Source organism: Gilliamella sp. W8136 (genome assembly GCF_016101285.1).
In the GTDB taxonomy this organism is placed as follows: Bacteria; Pseudomonadota; Gammaproteobacteria; order Enterobacterales; family Orbaceae; genus Gilliamella; species Gilliamella apicola_N.
This window is the reverse complement of sequence record NZ_JACFQU010000028.1, coordinates 1-15,802: the sequence shown is the minus strand read 5'-3', so window position 1 is coordinate 15,802 and position 15,802 is coordinate 1. Positions and strand designations below refer to the sequence as shown.

7 protein-coding genes are annotated in these 15,802 nt (G+C 35.0%); 4 read left to right on the top strand and 3 right to left on the bottom strand.

What is annotated here, in order from left to right:
* From H3T96_RS14300 to H3T96_RS14290, 3 genes are all read right to left on the bottom strand, one after another.
* Positions 1–2,980: non-ribosomal peptide synthetase (locus H3T96_RS14300; RefSeq protein ID WP_144093514.1), on the bottom strand; the 2,980-nt coding region annotated here is incomplete at its 3' end.
* Positions 2,980–5,964 carry a salicylate synthase gene (locus H3T96_RS14295; RefSeq protein WP_144093512.1) on the bottom strand — a complete coding sequence of 995 codons (2,985 nt, stop codon included), beginning with the start codon at positions 5,962–5,964 and terminating at the stop codon, positions 2,980–2,982. The genes H3T96_RS14295 and H3T96_RS14300, both read right to left, overlap by 1 nt.
* Before the next feature lie 744 nt (positions 5,965–6,708).
* The gene (locus tag H3T96_RS14290) at positions 6,709–7,341 is read right to left on the bottom strand and encodes a winged helix-turn-helix domain-containing protein (protein ID WP_144093510.1); all 633 of its coding nucleotides are present in this window, start codon (positions 7,339–7,341) and stop codon (positions 6,709–6,711) included.
* Positions 7,342–7,690: 349 nt separating this feature from the next.
* On the opposite strand from H3T96_RS14290, the gene H3T96_RS14285 reads away from it, so the two are divergent.
* The 4 genes from H3T96_RS14285 (at position 7,691) to H3T96_RS14270 (ending at position 15,355) form a co-directional block, all read left to right on the top strand.
* Positions 7,691–9,055 carry an MFS transporter gene (locus tag H3T96_RS14285; protein WP_144093508.1) on the top strand — a complete coding sequence of 455 codons (1,365 nt, stop codon included), beginning with the start codon at positions 7,691–7,693 and terminating at the stop codon, positions 9,053–9,055.
* A 285-nt stretch (positions 9,056–9,340) separates the two neighbouring features.
* A complete protein-coding gene (locus H3T96_RS14280; RefSeq protein ID WP_144093506.1) occupies positions 9,341–12,442 on the top strand; it encodes a type I restriction endonuclease subunit R in 3,102 nt (1,033 codons plus the stop codon).
* Positions 12,442–14,085 carry a class I SAM-dependent DNA methyltransferase gene (locus tag H3T96_RS14275; RefSeq protein ID WP_144093504.1) on the top strand — a complete coding sequence of 548 codons (1,644 nt, stop codon included), beginning with the start codon at positions 12,442–12,444 and terminating at the stop codon, positions 14,083–14,085. The genes H3T96_RS14280 and H3T96_RS14275 overlap by 1 nt, the downstream gene beginning before the upstream one ends.
* Positions 14,072–15,355, top strand: a complete 1,284-nt coding sequence (locus tag H3T96_RS14270) for a restriction endonuclease subunit S (protein ID WP_144093502.1) — start codon at positions 14,072–14,074, stop codon at positions 15,353–15,355. Before H3T96_RS14275 ends, H3T96_RS14270 begins: the two co-directional genes overlap by 14 nt.
* Positions 15,356–15,802: the final 447 nt, after the last annotated feature.

The following is a 15,802-nucleotide window of genomic DNA, read 5'->3' as shown; positions in this document are numbered from 1 at the left end:
CCCCTTGCTTTAATTGGATTGCAGCAGCCAATTGAGGTGGCATGCCGACTGTTACAGCAACAGCACGAGCAATTTCAGGTAAACCGGCTAAGGCCGATTCAATTTCACCTAATTCAATACGATGACCTCGCACTTTAACTTGGTGGTCCTGTCTGCCTAAAAATTCCAGAGTACCATCAGGCCAATAACGACCCCGGTCGCCGGTTCGATACCAACGCATTCCGTTGAGTTCAACAAATCGTTCAGCCGTCAACTCAGGTGCGCCACGATAACCTAGTGCAACGCCGGCACCACCAATCCATAATTCACCTGCTACATAATCCGGGCAATCTCGACCTAATTCATCGACGACACGATAGCATTGATTTGTTAAAGGATAACCATAAGGAATAGAAGACCATTGTTCAGGTAAAGGTAAAGTAACGTCAAAGGCATTCGACCAAATACTGCCCTCTGTAGCACCACCCATGGCCACTAATTTAGGTAGCTTGCCACAACATTGAGCAAGACGTACAGGTAAATCTAACCCTATCCAGTCCCCAGAAAGTAATACCGTTTTTAAAGGGAGTGTACGAGTATCGTGAGTCGCTACAACCAATAGCATATCTAATAAGATAGGTACAGAGTTCCATACACAAACGTCATGTTCAAAAATTAATTGTAACCAGCTGGCAGCATCTCTGCGTTCTTCATCACTAATTAATACTAAACGGCCACCCACACCCAGTAGACCAAAGATATCAAATACGGATAAATCAAAATCGAGAGAAGAAACCGCTAGAGCACAACTTGAGTTATCAATATGGTAACGCTGACAGATATCAACAATCGTATTTAAAGCCGCCTGATGACTAATCTCAACCCCTTTAGGTTCACCGGTCGAGCCGGAAGTAAAGATAATATAAGCTAACGATTTATTATCTACTTTTACCGGTTCGGCTAATGGTTTTAAATCCATAGCAAATAGAGGTGAAATAAATTCAAATTGACTGTCTTCAAATAAGGGTTGATTGCAAAGAACTAGGCGAATTTCGGCAGTATTAAAAATCTTTTGCTGACGCGAAGTGGGTTGTGTAGTCGATACGGGCACATAAGCACCGCCAGCAGCTAATACCCCCAATACCGCCATGATTTGCATGGGTCCACGAGGCAGTGAAACGGCGACAGGCTCCCCAGTTTTTAATCCTTTACTGACTAACAGGCTGGCTATTTTAAGAGCTTGTGTTGTTAACTCTTTATAAGAAATCCCTTGTTCATTGTATATCAAAGCAATTGACGTTGGATTGGCTTTGGCATACGCAAAGATTGGCTCAATTAGAGTGGTGGAGGGTAAAGGCGCAGTAACGGTGTTAATCTGATTTCTAATTAACTGTTGTGCAGTAGGTAATACCTGAAATGGTGATTGCTGCCAAGCATTAGAGTCTTCACTTAAAGCTATTAACAACTGACAGTATGCATCAAACATGACATCCATTAAACCATTAGGAAAGAGCTCTTCGACACTATCCCAAGCCAGAAGTAGACCATCATTGATTTCATAAACTTGATGATCTAACCAAACTTGTGGTGTTTGTGAAATCATATAATGCAGCTCACCTAACGTTTGCGAGGTTGCCATATCCAGTAGCGGTGTACCGAGATTACATGCAAATACCACTGGCGCAATAATACTTTGTTGGTTATTGAATCGTGCCATTTCTCTTTGTATTTCTACTGCAGAGTAAGTGGAATAGGCAACATTTTTATGAAATTGTTGTTGAAGCTGAATGGCTTGTTCAGCAAAGCTTTGTGATTGGCTATAGTCACAATCTAATAATAATAAATTGGTAAAATCCGCTACGACATGTTCAATATCAAGCTCTTCTACATTACGGTCAAATAAGGGGATATTAAGTAAAAAGTTTGTATGATTACTCCAACGAGCTAACACATAACCATAGGCACAGGCCAGAGTCATGGCGGGGGTTATTTTATGTTTAGCAGCTTGTTGTTTGAGATTTTGCCATTGATTATGGTTAAGAACAAAAGTGCGCCTAGTAAACTCTGGTTTAGTTATTTGTTTACTGAGAACGGGTAATTGTGGCCCTACAGGTAATTCTTTTAAACGTTGATTCCAATAGTTTTTAGATGTTGGGTAATTAGCTTGTTTGCGTTGTTGTTCTTTTGCTAGATATTGGGCAAAATTCCAATCATTAGGAGCTTTTAAAGGGAGTTCTTGCCTATAAAGTTGTGCTAAATCTCTTAAAATAATATTTAAACTTTGTACATCGGCCACAAGTAAATCAACATCGAAATGAAGTCTGGATTTACTGTTAGCTAATAACGAAAGTTCAAGACCTATAACTTGGCCATGCTCAATTGCTAATTTACGATGGGAAAGTCGTTTCCGAATTTCTGCTAAACGTTGTGTACATTGTTCAGCAGTTAGTTCTCGTAGATCGTGTACTATTAATGGAGCATTATTATTAGCTGCTTTGATTTGTTGTTGGCCATTTTCAGTAAAGCTTGCTCTTAGCATCGGGTGATGTTGAATTAATTGGCTAAATGCTAAATTTAATTGTTCTGGATTATTAAGGTGACCATCAATTTCTAAATAAGCATGGCAGGCAACTCCACCTAGTTCTCTATTATCATCACGACCAATCCAATAAGCATATTGAACATCGGTTAAAGGAAATGGTTCATTTTTAACTTGATCTATCGCAGTCGCTGAACTGGTAACAGAGCTAATCTCACTAAAAGACTTTAATAATAATGTTTGCCATTGTTGTAAGGTTGGATGCTCTATTAGTTCAGCAAAGGTGATATTATAGCCAGATTTACGCCATTGACTAACCAAACGCATAATATGTAATGAGTCGAGTCCACTTTCAATGAGGTTGTCCGTGTCTTTAATTTCACCTGTTCCTTGTGGTAATAATTTCTTTATTTGATCATAAATTTCGTCATAACTAATATCCGTTACTGATAGAGACATCATTATCCCTCCATCCCCGTCACTGGTTGTTGTTCTCTAACCACTAAATAGCGTGATATGCAACTAAGCTTTTCGATGGTTTCTTCTAGTTCTCGTTCAGGTAATGATTGATCAATAATGCCAGCACCTGCTTGCAACCAAACTTGTCCGTTTTGTTGATAAAGACTTCGCAATACAAGAGCTGCATCTAAACTACCATTGCTATCAACAATCATTACGCTACCACTATAAGCCCCGCGTTTGTTTGCCTCATGATGTCGAATGGCGGCTAAAGCTTCACGTTTGGGTATACCAGATGCAGTTACAGCAGGAAAGAGTGATTTAAAAGCATGCCAAGAAGTTAATTCAGGTTTTAATTTACCTGTAACACGTGACGCTAGGTGTTGTACTGTGCCACGCTTGGAAACGGTCATAAATTGTGGAATAACAACAGAGTGTTTTTCGCATACACGTTCTAATTCTTCAAAAGCAAGTTTTACAGATACGGCATGTTCGGCGATTTCTTTTGTATCATTAATTAACTCGTCATAAAGTTTTGCTGACTGTTCTGGATCATCTTGTTTTAAGGCTCTAGTGCCGGCTAAAGGTTGAGTGCTTACTATGCGTTCTTTATTAACTTCTAATACTGTTTCTGGGCTAAAACCAATTAGTTTTAGATCATTAAAATTAAGTACAAAAGAGCGAGCAGGGGTATTATGTTTTCGACCAAGTTGATAGCTGGCCACAAGATCAATATCAGCCGGAATCGGAACTTTTCGGGATAAAATAATCTTTTGGTATTGGCCTGCTTTAATTTCATTAACTGCGATTGCTACTTTTTCTTTATAAAGTTCAGCATTAGTTGAACGAATGATCGCTTCATTTTCTTTGAACGTATTATTAATTTTTGGATCGGTATGATTAAGTTGATCTAACTTTGTTACAACAGCATGCAGTTGTTGTAAGCCTTCCTCTGTTATACTTCTAAGTAATGCTTGGTTATGAGTAAATCTAACTTCTTGGCTAGGAATAAATAGTTGTAATAATGTTTCATCATTATTACTTATATAATCTGGATCGTGGAAGATATGAGCTAATTCAAATTTACTCGCACCATAAGCACGCCAATCGGCAATGGGTAAAGAAGCTAATGCCGCATTAATATTGTCTATAATCTCAGCTTGGTCCCAATACTGTTGTTGTTGGTTATAACAAATGATCGCTTTGTCTGCAGAAACGGTAAGTTGTGCAATATTACCTAAACCAACAGACCATTCACCATTATGCTCATAGACTGCATATTGTTCATTTAGTTTTTCGTTAATCAACGCAACAGCAAGATCTAATGGCTGATTATTAATGCTAATTAATTGTTCAAAGTAAGTTTGTTGTTGATTATTTATCATTTGTTGTTCACCTATAATAGATAAGCTGCGTTTGTCAATTTTTCCTACAGAGGTTAATGGCCATTTAGTCAAGTGTTCTAATTGATCAGGCAATTTGTAAAAAGCTATACCTTGTTGTTTAAGAAAATTTCTAACATCGCTTAAAGTTATTTGTTTATTAGAGGAAATAATGAAAGCACAACTTCGCTCTCCTAACCGACTATCTTTAACGGGTACTACGGCACAGCTTTCTATAGATGGGTACTCAATAAGCTTTTGTTCTATTTCTGCTGCCGCAATTTTTTCACCTGCACGATTGATCTGTTCTTTGATACGTCCTTCAACAATCACATTACCTGTGCTGGTAAATTTCACTAAATCCCCCATACGGTAATAATTATCTTTGGTAAAACTCGTTTTATTTTGTTCGGTTGCTCGATAATAACCATGAATGGTATAAGGGCCTTTGGTAATCATTTCCCCAGTAGCACCGATTGTTAAAGGTTGATCATTTTCATCAACGATTAATACTTGATCGTGGGGAGAAATAGGACGGCCTTGAGTATTGAAAATAACTTCATCACTATCATCCAATCGGGTACAGCAAATCAGACCTTCAGCGGTACCAAATACTTGTTGCAGTTGACAATGCATAGCTTGTTTAATTTGTTTTGCAATACTTGCTTCTAATCGAGAGCCTCCTATTTGAATCAGTTTCAAGCTAGTAATATTAGTGTCATCCCATTCCCTTGCATTAGCCCATAATTGCGCAAGGGGAGGAACAAGAGCCGTAATGGTAACTTTGTGTTGTTTAATCAGATTGAAACCTTCATCAAAACTGGTTGTTTTACTCAGTACTACGCATCCCCCTTTTGATAAAACACCCAATAAACCAGGGCAAGATAAAGAGAAGTTATGAGCAATGGGGAGTACGTTAAGATAAACGCTATTGCAATCAATCTTACAAATTTCCGCCATAGCTCTCGCGTTATAACAGTAGTCAGCATGTGTACGAGGAATTAGTTTAGGTGTGCCTGTTGTACCGCCAGATAATAGTAAAATAGCAGGATCTAAGTAATGAGGCTCACTAACTGTGAAAGGCGTAGAGTGATAATATTGACTTAACGTAAAGTCTGGATCTTGTTCATTATCAATGTTGATCACTCTAGTATTAGCAAAGTGAGTAGTGATATCATCAATCAAGGGTTGGTAATGAGTACCTAAAAATCGATTAGGTACAATATAAAGTTTGGGTTCAGCTAATTTACATAAGGCGTGAATGTCTTGCTGCCTTTGTGATGGCATAGCTAAGATAGGTAATGCCCCTAACCGAATTAAGGCAAAAAAGCTAATTATAAAACCGATACAATTAGGTAATTGCAATAAAACACGATCGTTAGGGCGTACCTTAAGATGATAAAATCCCGCTGCCAATAACTCTATTTGTTGATTGAGCTGTTGATAAGTAAGTTTTTTATTACCAGAAATAATCGCTATATTATTACTATAGCATTTACACCAATTATTGAGTTCAGCACCAATTGATAGTTTGTGCCAATATCCCAGTTCTAAATATTTCTTTTGTTCTTCTATACTCCAAGTTGCTGTTTCAGAATTTGTCATTGCATTAACCTTGTTTAGTAAGTCATAATTTAATTAAACTTCCATTCGATTATGCTAATTAATATATTTATAAATAAGAATGATTATCATTCATAAGTTAAACGTTTAATTTAAAAACTTCTCCCCTTATCGGTTAAAAATAACCCTATCAGATTTATTTTTTTAGAATTTTTCTAACCTTTATAGATAACTATTTATTTTTTAACAAATAAAAAATTATGAGATGATTTAATAAATAAGAAATTTTTTGATCGGGGTGATGTTGATTTGTTTAATGTGTTTACTATCTGTTTAAAATTGAGTGACCAGCAAAAGTTCTTTATTTTTAATAATAGACTATGCATAAGAAGTTTTGCGCATTAACTTTGGTCATGCCGAGTAACAAAGGTTGAACAAAGTGAGTTGAAGTGAATCTTTATTAGTGTGTGGCTAATTTAGGACTATAAGAGATAAAAACGAAATTGAGTTCCAAATAAGCTGATCAAACTTCAGCTTGATATCATCGTTTTCATAGAAGTTGCTTCAAGTACACATAAAGTTTCTGATTATTAAAATACTGGGGGTAAACATAATGGTAGGTATTATATCTTTGTGTTGGATATTTAGGTTACAAAGTCTGCTTATAAAACGCCATAATGATAAATAACATTAGCAACATCCCAAGATAAACAGGTATATATTGAAAAATTATTGATATTGATTAGGGGGAGTTTGCTAATAGTATTTTTTAAAGCTCTATATTTATCAAATAATAATAGATTTAAGTTTTTTTCTACCTTTCGGCGTAATTGTCAATTCTCGATTATTATCATTTTGTTTAAACCATTCTTGTTGTAGCATTGATTGAAGCAATGAAGCTCCTAATGGGCCTCCAATATGATCTCTATGTTCAGAAAAATCGATACAGCGCTTTCCAACAAAAGCTGTATTTAATACGTTAACTAATAATTTATGTTCATTAAAAAAATCTTTACCATTCTCGGTAACCTCAAAAAAATTATTTTGTATATCAATAAATCCATTATTAATAAATGACTGGGTTAGCGCAACAGACCATGAACCGGCTAAATGTTTATAGCATGTTCTTGCCTCTTTAAATTTTTCATTAGTTTTGACATTGGGTAAAAATAAACAATCTTTAGGGGGAATAACTTTAAAAGTTGATTCAATAAACATTGCTGTATCTTGATTTTTTATTTCATAGTAGCGATGTTTACCACACGTTCGGTGTTCGATAAGTTCAACATCTTCTAATTTTTTTAAATGAAAACGAGTAGCTTGTGGTGACAAATTCAATCGATTTGCTAACCAAGAGGCTGAAAGAGCTCTGCCATTCATTAATTCAGTAATAATTATAACTCTATTAAAGTCAGACATTGCATCCGAAAATCGTATTAAATCCTCACAATATTATTTATTCACTCTTAAGAATCTCCCCAAAAGATCAATGATGTTGCTAATTATTATTCAATCTGAAATAAATTAAACAGAACATATTAATACTCTTTTTAGATAACTTGTTTAAATTTATTTTTAAACATAACCCTTAAAAAGTAAATAAGCTAATCAAATAGTTTTTCCACAAAAACAAGAGAGAAAAGGCATTAAATCTATAGAAAAATCAATATCCAATTATTGCAACTTCTGACGGTTGGTTACGGGTAAAATCACTTTCTTCTGTAGGAAGTCAGCTAATAGTTTAATTACATTAAGATAAGGCCTATAAATGACAAAAGTAGCAGATAGTTCTAAACCTATATTTTCAATTTATATTATATGTTGCTTAGGATTGTTTTTATCAACCCTAGATACCGGTATTATTAACTTAGCGCTCAATACATTTTTTATCAATTTTGACGTTTCTTTGGAATATATCGGATTATCTGTTACTTTATATTTATTATTTTTAATTATTTTTCTCATTCCTAGCGGTTGGCTTGGTGACTTTTGGGGACAAAAAACAGCCTTAACACTGGGTTTCTTGCTTTTTGGTGTAACCTCATTGATTGCTGGATTTTCAGAGTCTGCAAATCAGCTTATTCTATCAAGATGTGGACAAGGAATAGGTGCTGCATTATTGCAAGCAAATTGTCTGGGATTGGCTGGTTTACAATCAAGTAAACAGAAAATAAGATTAAATTCTTTCATAATGTTGGCGATAAGTTTAGGCCCAATTTTAGGGCCTTCTTTAGGCGGTGTTATTTTAAAATTATGGGGATGGCAATTATTGTTTCTGATAAATGTTCCCTTGTGTGTTGTGGGTTGTTTTTTTTGTTTGAAAATAAATAATGAAGTAAACAGACTAAAGAGAAAGACTTTCGATTTAAAAGGAATAATACTATTTTTCATAATGTTAGTCGGTTGTGTTTCTCTTATTTATTCTAATAGTTTAAATCTGTCGTTAGTTGAAACAAATTTCATTGTTATTTCTACTTTAATCATATTTTTATTATTTTGGAGGATAGAGTCAAAATGCTCCAATCCTTTTTTCCCCGTTAAATTATTATTAACCTCGTCAATTAGATACATTTCAATTGGCAGTTTGGTATTTGGGGTCACCGCGGGCATTATATTTTCGGCATCACCTATTATATTTATTAGAGAAACTAGTTATTCTATTGACGATGTAGGATTAATTTGTACAGCTTCACCCATTGGCGTTATTTTAAGTGTGTTTGTAAAAAAAGTAATAAATTCAGATTATGAAAAAATTATACTAATTTATGCTTTACCGCTTATGCTATCTGGTTTTGCCTTGCTTTTCTTTGTTAGTTTCAATATTTCAGTCTTTAATTATGTTATAGCTGCTTTGTGCTACGGATTAGGTGGCGGACTGTTTCAAAGTTCATTAATTCAGATAGCGATGGATCAAAAAAAAGATAAACAATCATCAATTGGAGGCTTGTTAAGGCTTTTTCAAAATGGAGGAATTATTATTGGATCAGCAAGTTCTTTAGCTTTGTTAGAAATAGATATTTCTCCTTTAGAGTACATTTCTACCTATCAAAAATTATGGGGCATCACTTTTAGTGTACTCTCTATCATGTCGGTATATTCATATTTTTCTTTATTTAAAATGAAAAATAAATAAAATTTCAATTTATTTGAATTGGATAGTTATACGTTTTTTTATACCACTTACCAACATATGCAGTGATTATTTGTGAATTTAAGTATTTTCTAACATCGATATAATAATATGGCAATCAGATTGATATAGAATAAAACCATATATAGGCGTTTTATTTGACTATTTTTAAGAAAATGCGAGACATTAGCTTAGCAGAATTACAAAAAAGATCTGGACGAATGGTAAGATTATTACAATAATAATCTTACCATTAAGGAGAAAAACATCGAATAATAGGGATTAGCTATGGCATTCAATGAAGACACGCGCGTTAAAATTCCAACCATTCTGCATTTGGTTCGTTTAGGGTATCAGTATTTATCACTCAAAACACAGCAGTGGGATATTAAGACCAATATTTTTCCTGAGTTATTCTTTCAAGCGATTGCAAAAATTAATCCTAATCTAGAGCAAGATGATGTCAGGCGATTACTGGAAGAAGTAAAATTAACGTTAGATAATGAGGATTTAGGTAAAGCCTTTTATGAAAAATTAACAGCGAGTTCAGGCACAAAACTTATCGATTTCGAGTGTTTTAATAACAACAGCTTTCATGTGGTGACTGAGCTAACCTACAAAAATGGTGATGAAGAATTTAGACCCGATATAACGTTACTAATTAATGGTATGCCGTTAGTCTTTATTGAAGTAAAAAAACCAAATAATCCTGAAGGAATATTAGCTGAACGTGATCGAATTAATAAACGCTTTCAAAATAAAAAGTTTAAGCGCTTTATAAATATAACTCAGTTTATGATCTTTTCTAATAACATGGAATATGAAGATGGCGCAGTCCAACCACTACAAGGCGCTTTCTATGCTAGTGCCTCTTATGGCGAGCCTATTTTTAACTACTTTAGAGAAGAACAAACATTGATTTTATCTGAGCTCTCTAAGCCGTTGGATGAGCAAAAAGAGTTAGAAATTCTCAAAGATAATAACAAAGAGACGCTTCGAAGCAGTAATGAGTTTCAGATTAATAAAAATGAGTTTAGGCCAACAAATCGTATTTGTACTTCATTATTAAGCAAAGACAGATTAGCTTTTATTTTACGCTATGCGCTTACTTATGTGGCAGAAACACAAGGGCTTGAAAAGCACATAATGCGTTACCCCCAAATTTTTGCAACGAAAGCGATTGAGGAAAAACTTAATGAGGGTATTAAAAAAGGCATTATTTGGCACACCCAAGGTAGCGGTAAAACAGCCTTGGCCTATTATAATGTGAGGTTCTTAACCGATCATTTTCAGCAAAAGCAGATTATTCCTAAGTTTTATTTTATTGTGGATCGGATCGATCTACTTACTCAAGCACAGCGAGAATTTACCTGTCGTGGCTTAACTGTTTATACCATTGATTCGCGTGAGGCATTTAGTCAAGATATTAAAGCCACTAAAGCGATTCATAATAATACCGGTAAGCCCGAAATTACCGTGGTCAACATTCAAAAATTTAAGGATGACCCCGATGTTGTCTCAACGAACGATTATGATGTCACTATTCAACGGGTATATTTTTTAGATGAGGTACACCGTAGCTATAACCCCAAAGGTAGCTTTTTAGCCAATCTTGAGCAATCAGACCGTAACGCGATTAAAATTGGTTTAACTGGTACGCCATTATTGGGAACAGACTATAACTCGCGCCAATTATTTGGTGATTACATTCATAAATACTTCTATAACGCCTCAATTGCCGATGGCTACACCCTAAGGCTAATACGTGAAGAAATCGCCACTCACTACAAAATGGCTTTACAAAAAGCCTTGGAGGAAGCAGAGATTCAACAAGGCGATGTAGATAAAAAATTTATTTATGCCCACCCTAGCTTTGTTGAACCTATGTTGGATTATATTGTTAATGATTTTGAAAAAAGCAGAGTCGCCCTTGCTGACCCCACTATTGGTGCAATGGTCATCTGTGACAGCGCGGAACAAGCCAAGCAACTCTTTAAGCTATTTAATGACCATCACCCTCAAAATAACCAGCTACTTAACCAAGCAGCGGCTAAGGATAGCGAACTGACTCTATTAAAAGTAGCAGAACCAATTACAACCTATACTGTTAAGCGTAAGCAAGAGAACAAAGTTAAAACAGCTGCGTTAATTTTACACGATGTAGGCACAAAACAACAGCGTAAAGACTGGGTTGAAGACTTTAAAGCAGGCAAAATAGATGTGCTCTTTGTATTTAACATGCTATTAACAGGCTTTGATGCCAGACGATTAAAAAAGCTCTATTTAGGGCGTGTAATCCGTTCTCATAATCTATTGCAAGCTCTAACGCGGGTAAATCGGCCTTATAAAGATTTTCGTTATGGTTACGTGGTCGATTTTGCTGATATTCGCAAAGAGTTTGATGCTACCAATAAAGCTTATTTCGAAGAACTACAAGACGAGCTGGGTGACGAAATAGAGAGCTACTCACAGCTATTTAAATCGCAACAAGAAATTCAGCAAGAAATCGAACAGATTAAAGATGCACTATTTAAATACGATATCATCAATGCTGAAATTTTTTCACAGCAAATTAATGAAATCCACAATCGTGAAACTATTTTAGAGCTTAAAAAAGCCTTAGCTAATGCCAAGAGTCTATACAACCTTATTCGCCTACAAGGTGAGTCTAACTTTTTAGAACAACTCGATTTTAATAAGCTTAATCTACTTTATCGTGAAGCGACTAATCGGCTTAATCTACTCAACTTAAAAGAAAACCTAGAAAAAGGCACAGAAAATACTAACCTATTAAATATTGCCTTAGAAGATATTATCTTTGAGTTTATTAAAGTGGGGGAGGAAGAACTACAACTGGCAGATGATTTTCAGCAAACACTCAGACGTACCCGTGAGGCGCTGAACACTAATTTTGACCAAGATGACCCTGAATTTATCACCTTAAAAGAAGAACTGGAACGGCTATTTAAGAAAAAGAACTTGAGTGCAATCAACCAAATAGAAATGAAAGCCAATACCGAGATACTCAATAAAATTTATGGGCGTGTTAAAATATTAAATAGAGAAAATAATTTGCTTCGCCAAAAATACTCAGGTGATGTAAAATACGCCCGCATTCATAAACGCTTAACAGAAAAAAACGAAATGAGCGCGAATGAACGTAAAATTTTCGAAGCATTAAATGGTGTAAAACACGATATCGACGAGCAAGTATTACAAAACTTACAACTTCTAAAAAATGAAGGGTATTTTAAACAAATTACTATGCCAACGGTCATTAACCATTTTATGACAAAACAACAGATTAAATTAAATCCTACTATCTCTCATTGTATTAATGAGCTGGTGGTTAAAGAATACCTTAAAGAATTTACTAACGGAGCTCCTTAGTGGTAGTTGAACTTTCCTTTCAAGAACAAACTAGAACCTTAATTGACGATCTAAAAGCTATTTGTGCTAACTATGGCCTAGGTAACGATGGCAACGAATTTAAAATCATCACCCAAGCTTTTCTCTATAAGTTTTTAAACGACCAATTTGCTTCAGCAGTTAAAAAAACGCAACCTCACATAGCTAAAGCCGATAAGTGGGAAGAAGTATTGACCTCAATGGAGTGTGAACAATACGAAATGCTCTTGTTGAGTTTACCGGCGGGGATTGCGCATTTAAAGCCTGTGCACTTTATTGGCTATTTGTTTAATAGCCAAAATCAAGAAAATTTTGCTCAAACCTTTGATGATACACTAATCGACATCGCCAGTAGCAATACCGACGTATTCTCCATTAAAACTGAAGGCGGGGCTAAGGTAGTTTTGTTTGATCGCGTAAGCAACTTTATTGCCGACGAGAGCAAAAAAGATGACTTTTGTCGTGCTATCATTAACAAGCTGGTAGGCTTTAGCTTTGAACATATTTTCTCAAAAGGCTTTGATTTTTACGCTACTATTTTTGAATACCTTATCAAAGACTATAACAGCAACAGTGGTGGTAAATATGCCGAATATTACACCCCTCATGCTGTAGCCCGTATTATGGCGGCGGTACTAGTACCTGTTGAACAACGAGGTAAAGTGAATAACGTTAGCTGTTATGACCCTTCGGCGGGTTCTGGCACTTTATTAATGAACGTAGCCCATGCTATTGGTGAAGCCAGATGTAGCATCTATACCCAAGATATCTCACAAAAGTCGTCTAATTTATTACGTTTAAACTTGATTTTGAATAATCTTGTACATTCTATTCCTAATGTGATACAGGGTAATACTATATTGCACCCATATCATAAAGAAAGCAATCAACTAAAACATTTTGATTATATTGTGTCTAATCCACCCTTTAAGCTGGATTTTAGCGACTACCGCGATGACTTAGATACCAAAGCTAATAAAGACCGTTTTTTTGCAGGTATTCCAAAAATCAAAGCTAAAGATAAGGACAAGATGGAGATTTACCAATTGTTCTTACAGCATATTATCACTTCCTTAAAACCAACAGGTAAAGCAGCAGTAGTCGTGCCCACAGGCTTTATTACTGCTCAATCAGGCATTGATAAAAAAATTCGTGAATATTTGGTGAATAATAAAATACTGGCCGGCGTAGTCTCCATGCCTAGTAATATTTTTGCCACCACTGGCACCAATGTCTCGATTATCTTTATTGATGCTACCAATAAAGATAAGGTGGTTTTAATTGATGCCTCCAATCTTGGTGAAAAAGTGAAAGATGGCAAAAACCAAAAAACTATACTTACCCCAACCGAAGAACAACAAATTATCGAAGCCTTCAACCAAAAACAAGCACACGAAGATTTTTCTGTCGTGGTGAGTTATGAGGACATTATTAACAAAAACTACTCTTTAAGCTCCGGACAATATTTTGATGTAAAAATTGAGTACGCGGATATTACCCCCGAAGAGTTTTCTGCCAAAATGCAAAGCTATACTCAAAACCTTGAAGAGCTATTTAAAGAGTCTCATACGTTAGAAGAAGAAATTAAAAAGCAGTTGGTGGGGTTGAAGTATGAAAGATTTTAATGAGCTGACATTAGCAGATGTAGCTTTGAATGAAAAAGGTTCTATAATTTCAGGGCCTTTTGGAAGTAATATTAGTAGTAAATTTTTTGTTAAACAAGGTGTTCCTGTTATTCGTGGTAATAATTTAACTATAAACAATAAATCTAAATTTATAGATTCAGATTTTGTGTATGTTAGTAAGGAAAAAGCAAAAGAGTTAAACTGCTTTGCTATTTGTGAAGATATTATTTTTACTGCTGCGGGTACTATTGGACAAGTTGGTATTATAGAGAAAAACTCTAAATATCAAAGTTATGTCATTTCAAATAAGCAAATGAGAGTAAGATTAGATAAAAGAAAGGTGAACCCATACTACGTATACTATTGGCTTTCTAGCTCATGGGTTACTAAAGGATTAATAAAGAAAAATACGGGCAGCACTGTTCCTCTAATTAACTTGGGCATAATTAAATCAATTAAAATTAATTTACCTAAAGAAAGATACCTACAAGACAATATTGCTAATTTATTAAATAATCTAGACAAAAAAATCGAACTAAACAACCGCATCAATACTGAATTAGAAGCCATGGCAAAAACCTTGTATGATTATTGGTTTGTGCAGTTTGATTTTCCTAATGAGGAAGGAAAACCCTATAAAAGCTCAGGCGGTAAGATGGTTTATAACAACATCTTAAAACGTGAAATACCTGAGGGGTGGGAGACAAATACTATAGCCCAAGTCTTTTCTACTAGTCTAGGTGGAACCCCATCAACGCATAATAAAGATTATTGGCATAATGCAGATATTCATTGGATTAGTTCAGCTGAGACTACTTTTTTTCCAATAATATCTTCTGAACAAAAAATTACACTAAAAGGTTTAGAACATTCTGCTGCTTGCTTATTACCTAAAGGAACAGTAGTTATATCCATTGTTCGATACATTAGACCTTCTATACTTGGGGTAGATGCTGCAACTAACCAATCAGTAGTTGGTATTAAAGAGACAGATATTTTTAAAAGTTCTTTTATTTATCCTTATCTTTGTGGTGAAGTTCCTAAGTTTATGGCGTTAAGAACAGGTGCTCAACAACCTCATATAAATAAGAAAGTCATTGATGATAATATAATAATAATTCCAATAAATAGCGTTTTAGAATTGTATTATAAAATAGCAAATCCAATTTTTGACAAGATCATGACAGTAGCATTTGAAAATAAACATCTCATAGAGCTAAGAGATTTTCTTCTTCCCATGCTAATGAATGGTCAAGTCATCGTGAAATAACAGCACTCGCTTTAGTTTGGCTAAAGCGAGTATTATCAAGGTTAACATTTGAGTATTATAACGGTTGACTAAACTTAATCCTTGTCTTGATAATCCAATTTAGTCGTCCTAAATGTCCCTAACTGAGCCTTACGAATGATCTTAAATAAATACCTCGCAGGATTATGAATGTTTTGCGACAAACAGCGTGTGCTTGTTACTCATGCAACAATAACGGTTGAGTCGACAAAGGCTGAGCTGACAATTTCGCCTAAATTTAGTGTTTAGGATAATCTAACTCATCGAGATCTGTAGATAACGTCGAACGAATCCGATGCTCTGTTAAATGCCCATAATATCTAATCGTTTCACCTCATAATTCATGATCCTCGCCAAAATATTAGACAGTGCCCACCTCTATCATTTTTTCATTTTGGTAATATTGTTGTTCATATTGTTCAGGTGATA

What these genes read in the sequence shown, in the direction of transcription:
- H3T96_RS14295 (WP_144093512.1), bottom strand. Translation starts at nt 5,964, where the DNA reads ATGACAAATTCTGAAACAGCAACTTGGAGTATAGAAGAACAAAAGAAA.
- H3T96_RS14290 (WP_144093510.1), bottom strand. Translation starts at nt 7,341, where the DNA reads ATGTCTGACTTTAATAGAGTTATAATTATTACTGAATTAATGAATGGC.
- H3T96_RS14285 (WP_144093508.1), top strand. Translation starts at nt 7,691, where the DNA reads ATGACAAAAGTAGCAGATAGTTCTAAACCTATATTTTCAATTTATATT.
- H3T96_RS14280 (WP_144093506.1), top strand. Translation starts at nt 9,341, where the DNA reads ATGGCATTCAATGAAGACACGCGCGTTAAAATTCCAACCATTCTGCAT.
- H3T96_RS14270 (WP_144093502.1), top strand. Translation starts at nt 14,072, where the DNA reads ATGAAAGATTTTAATGAGCTGACATTAGCAGATGTAGCTTTGAATGAA.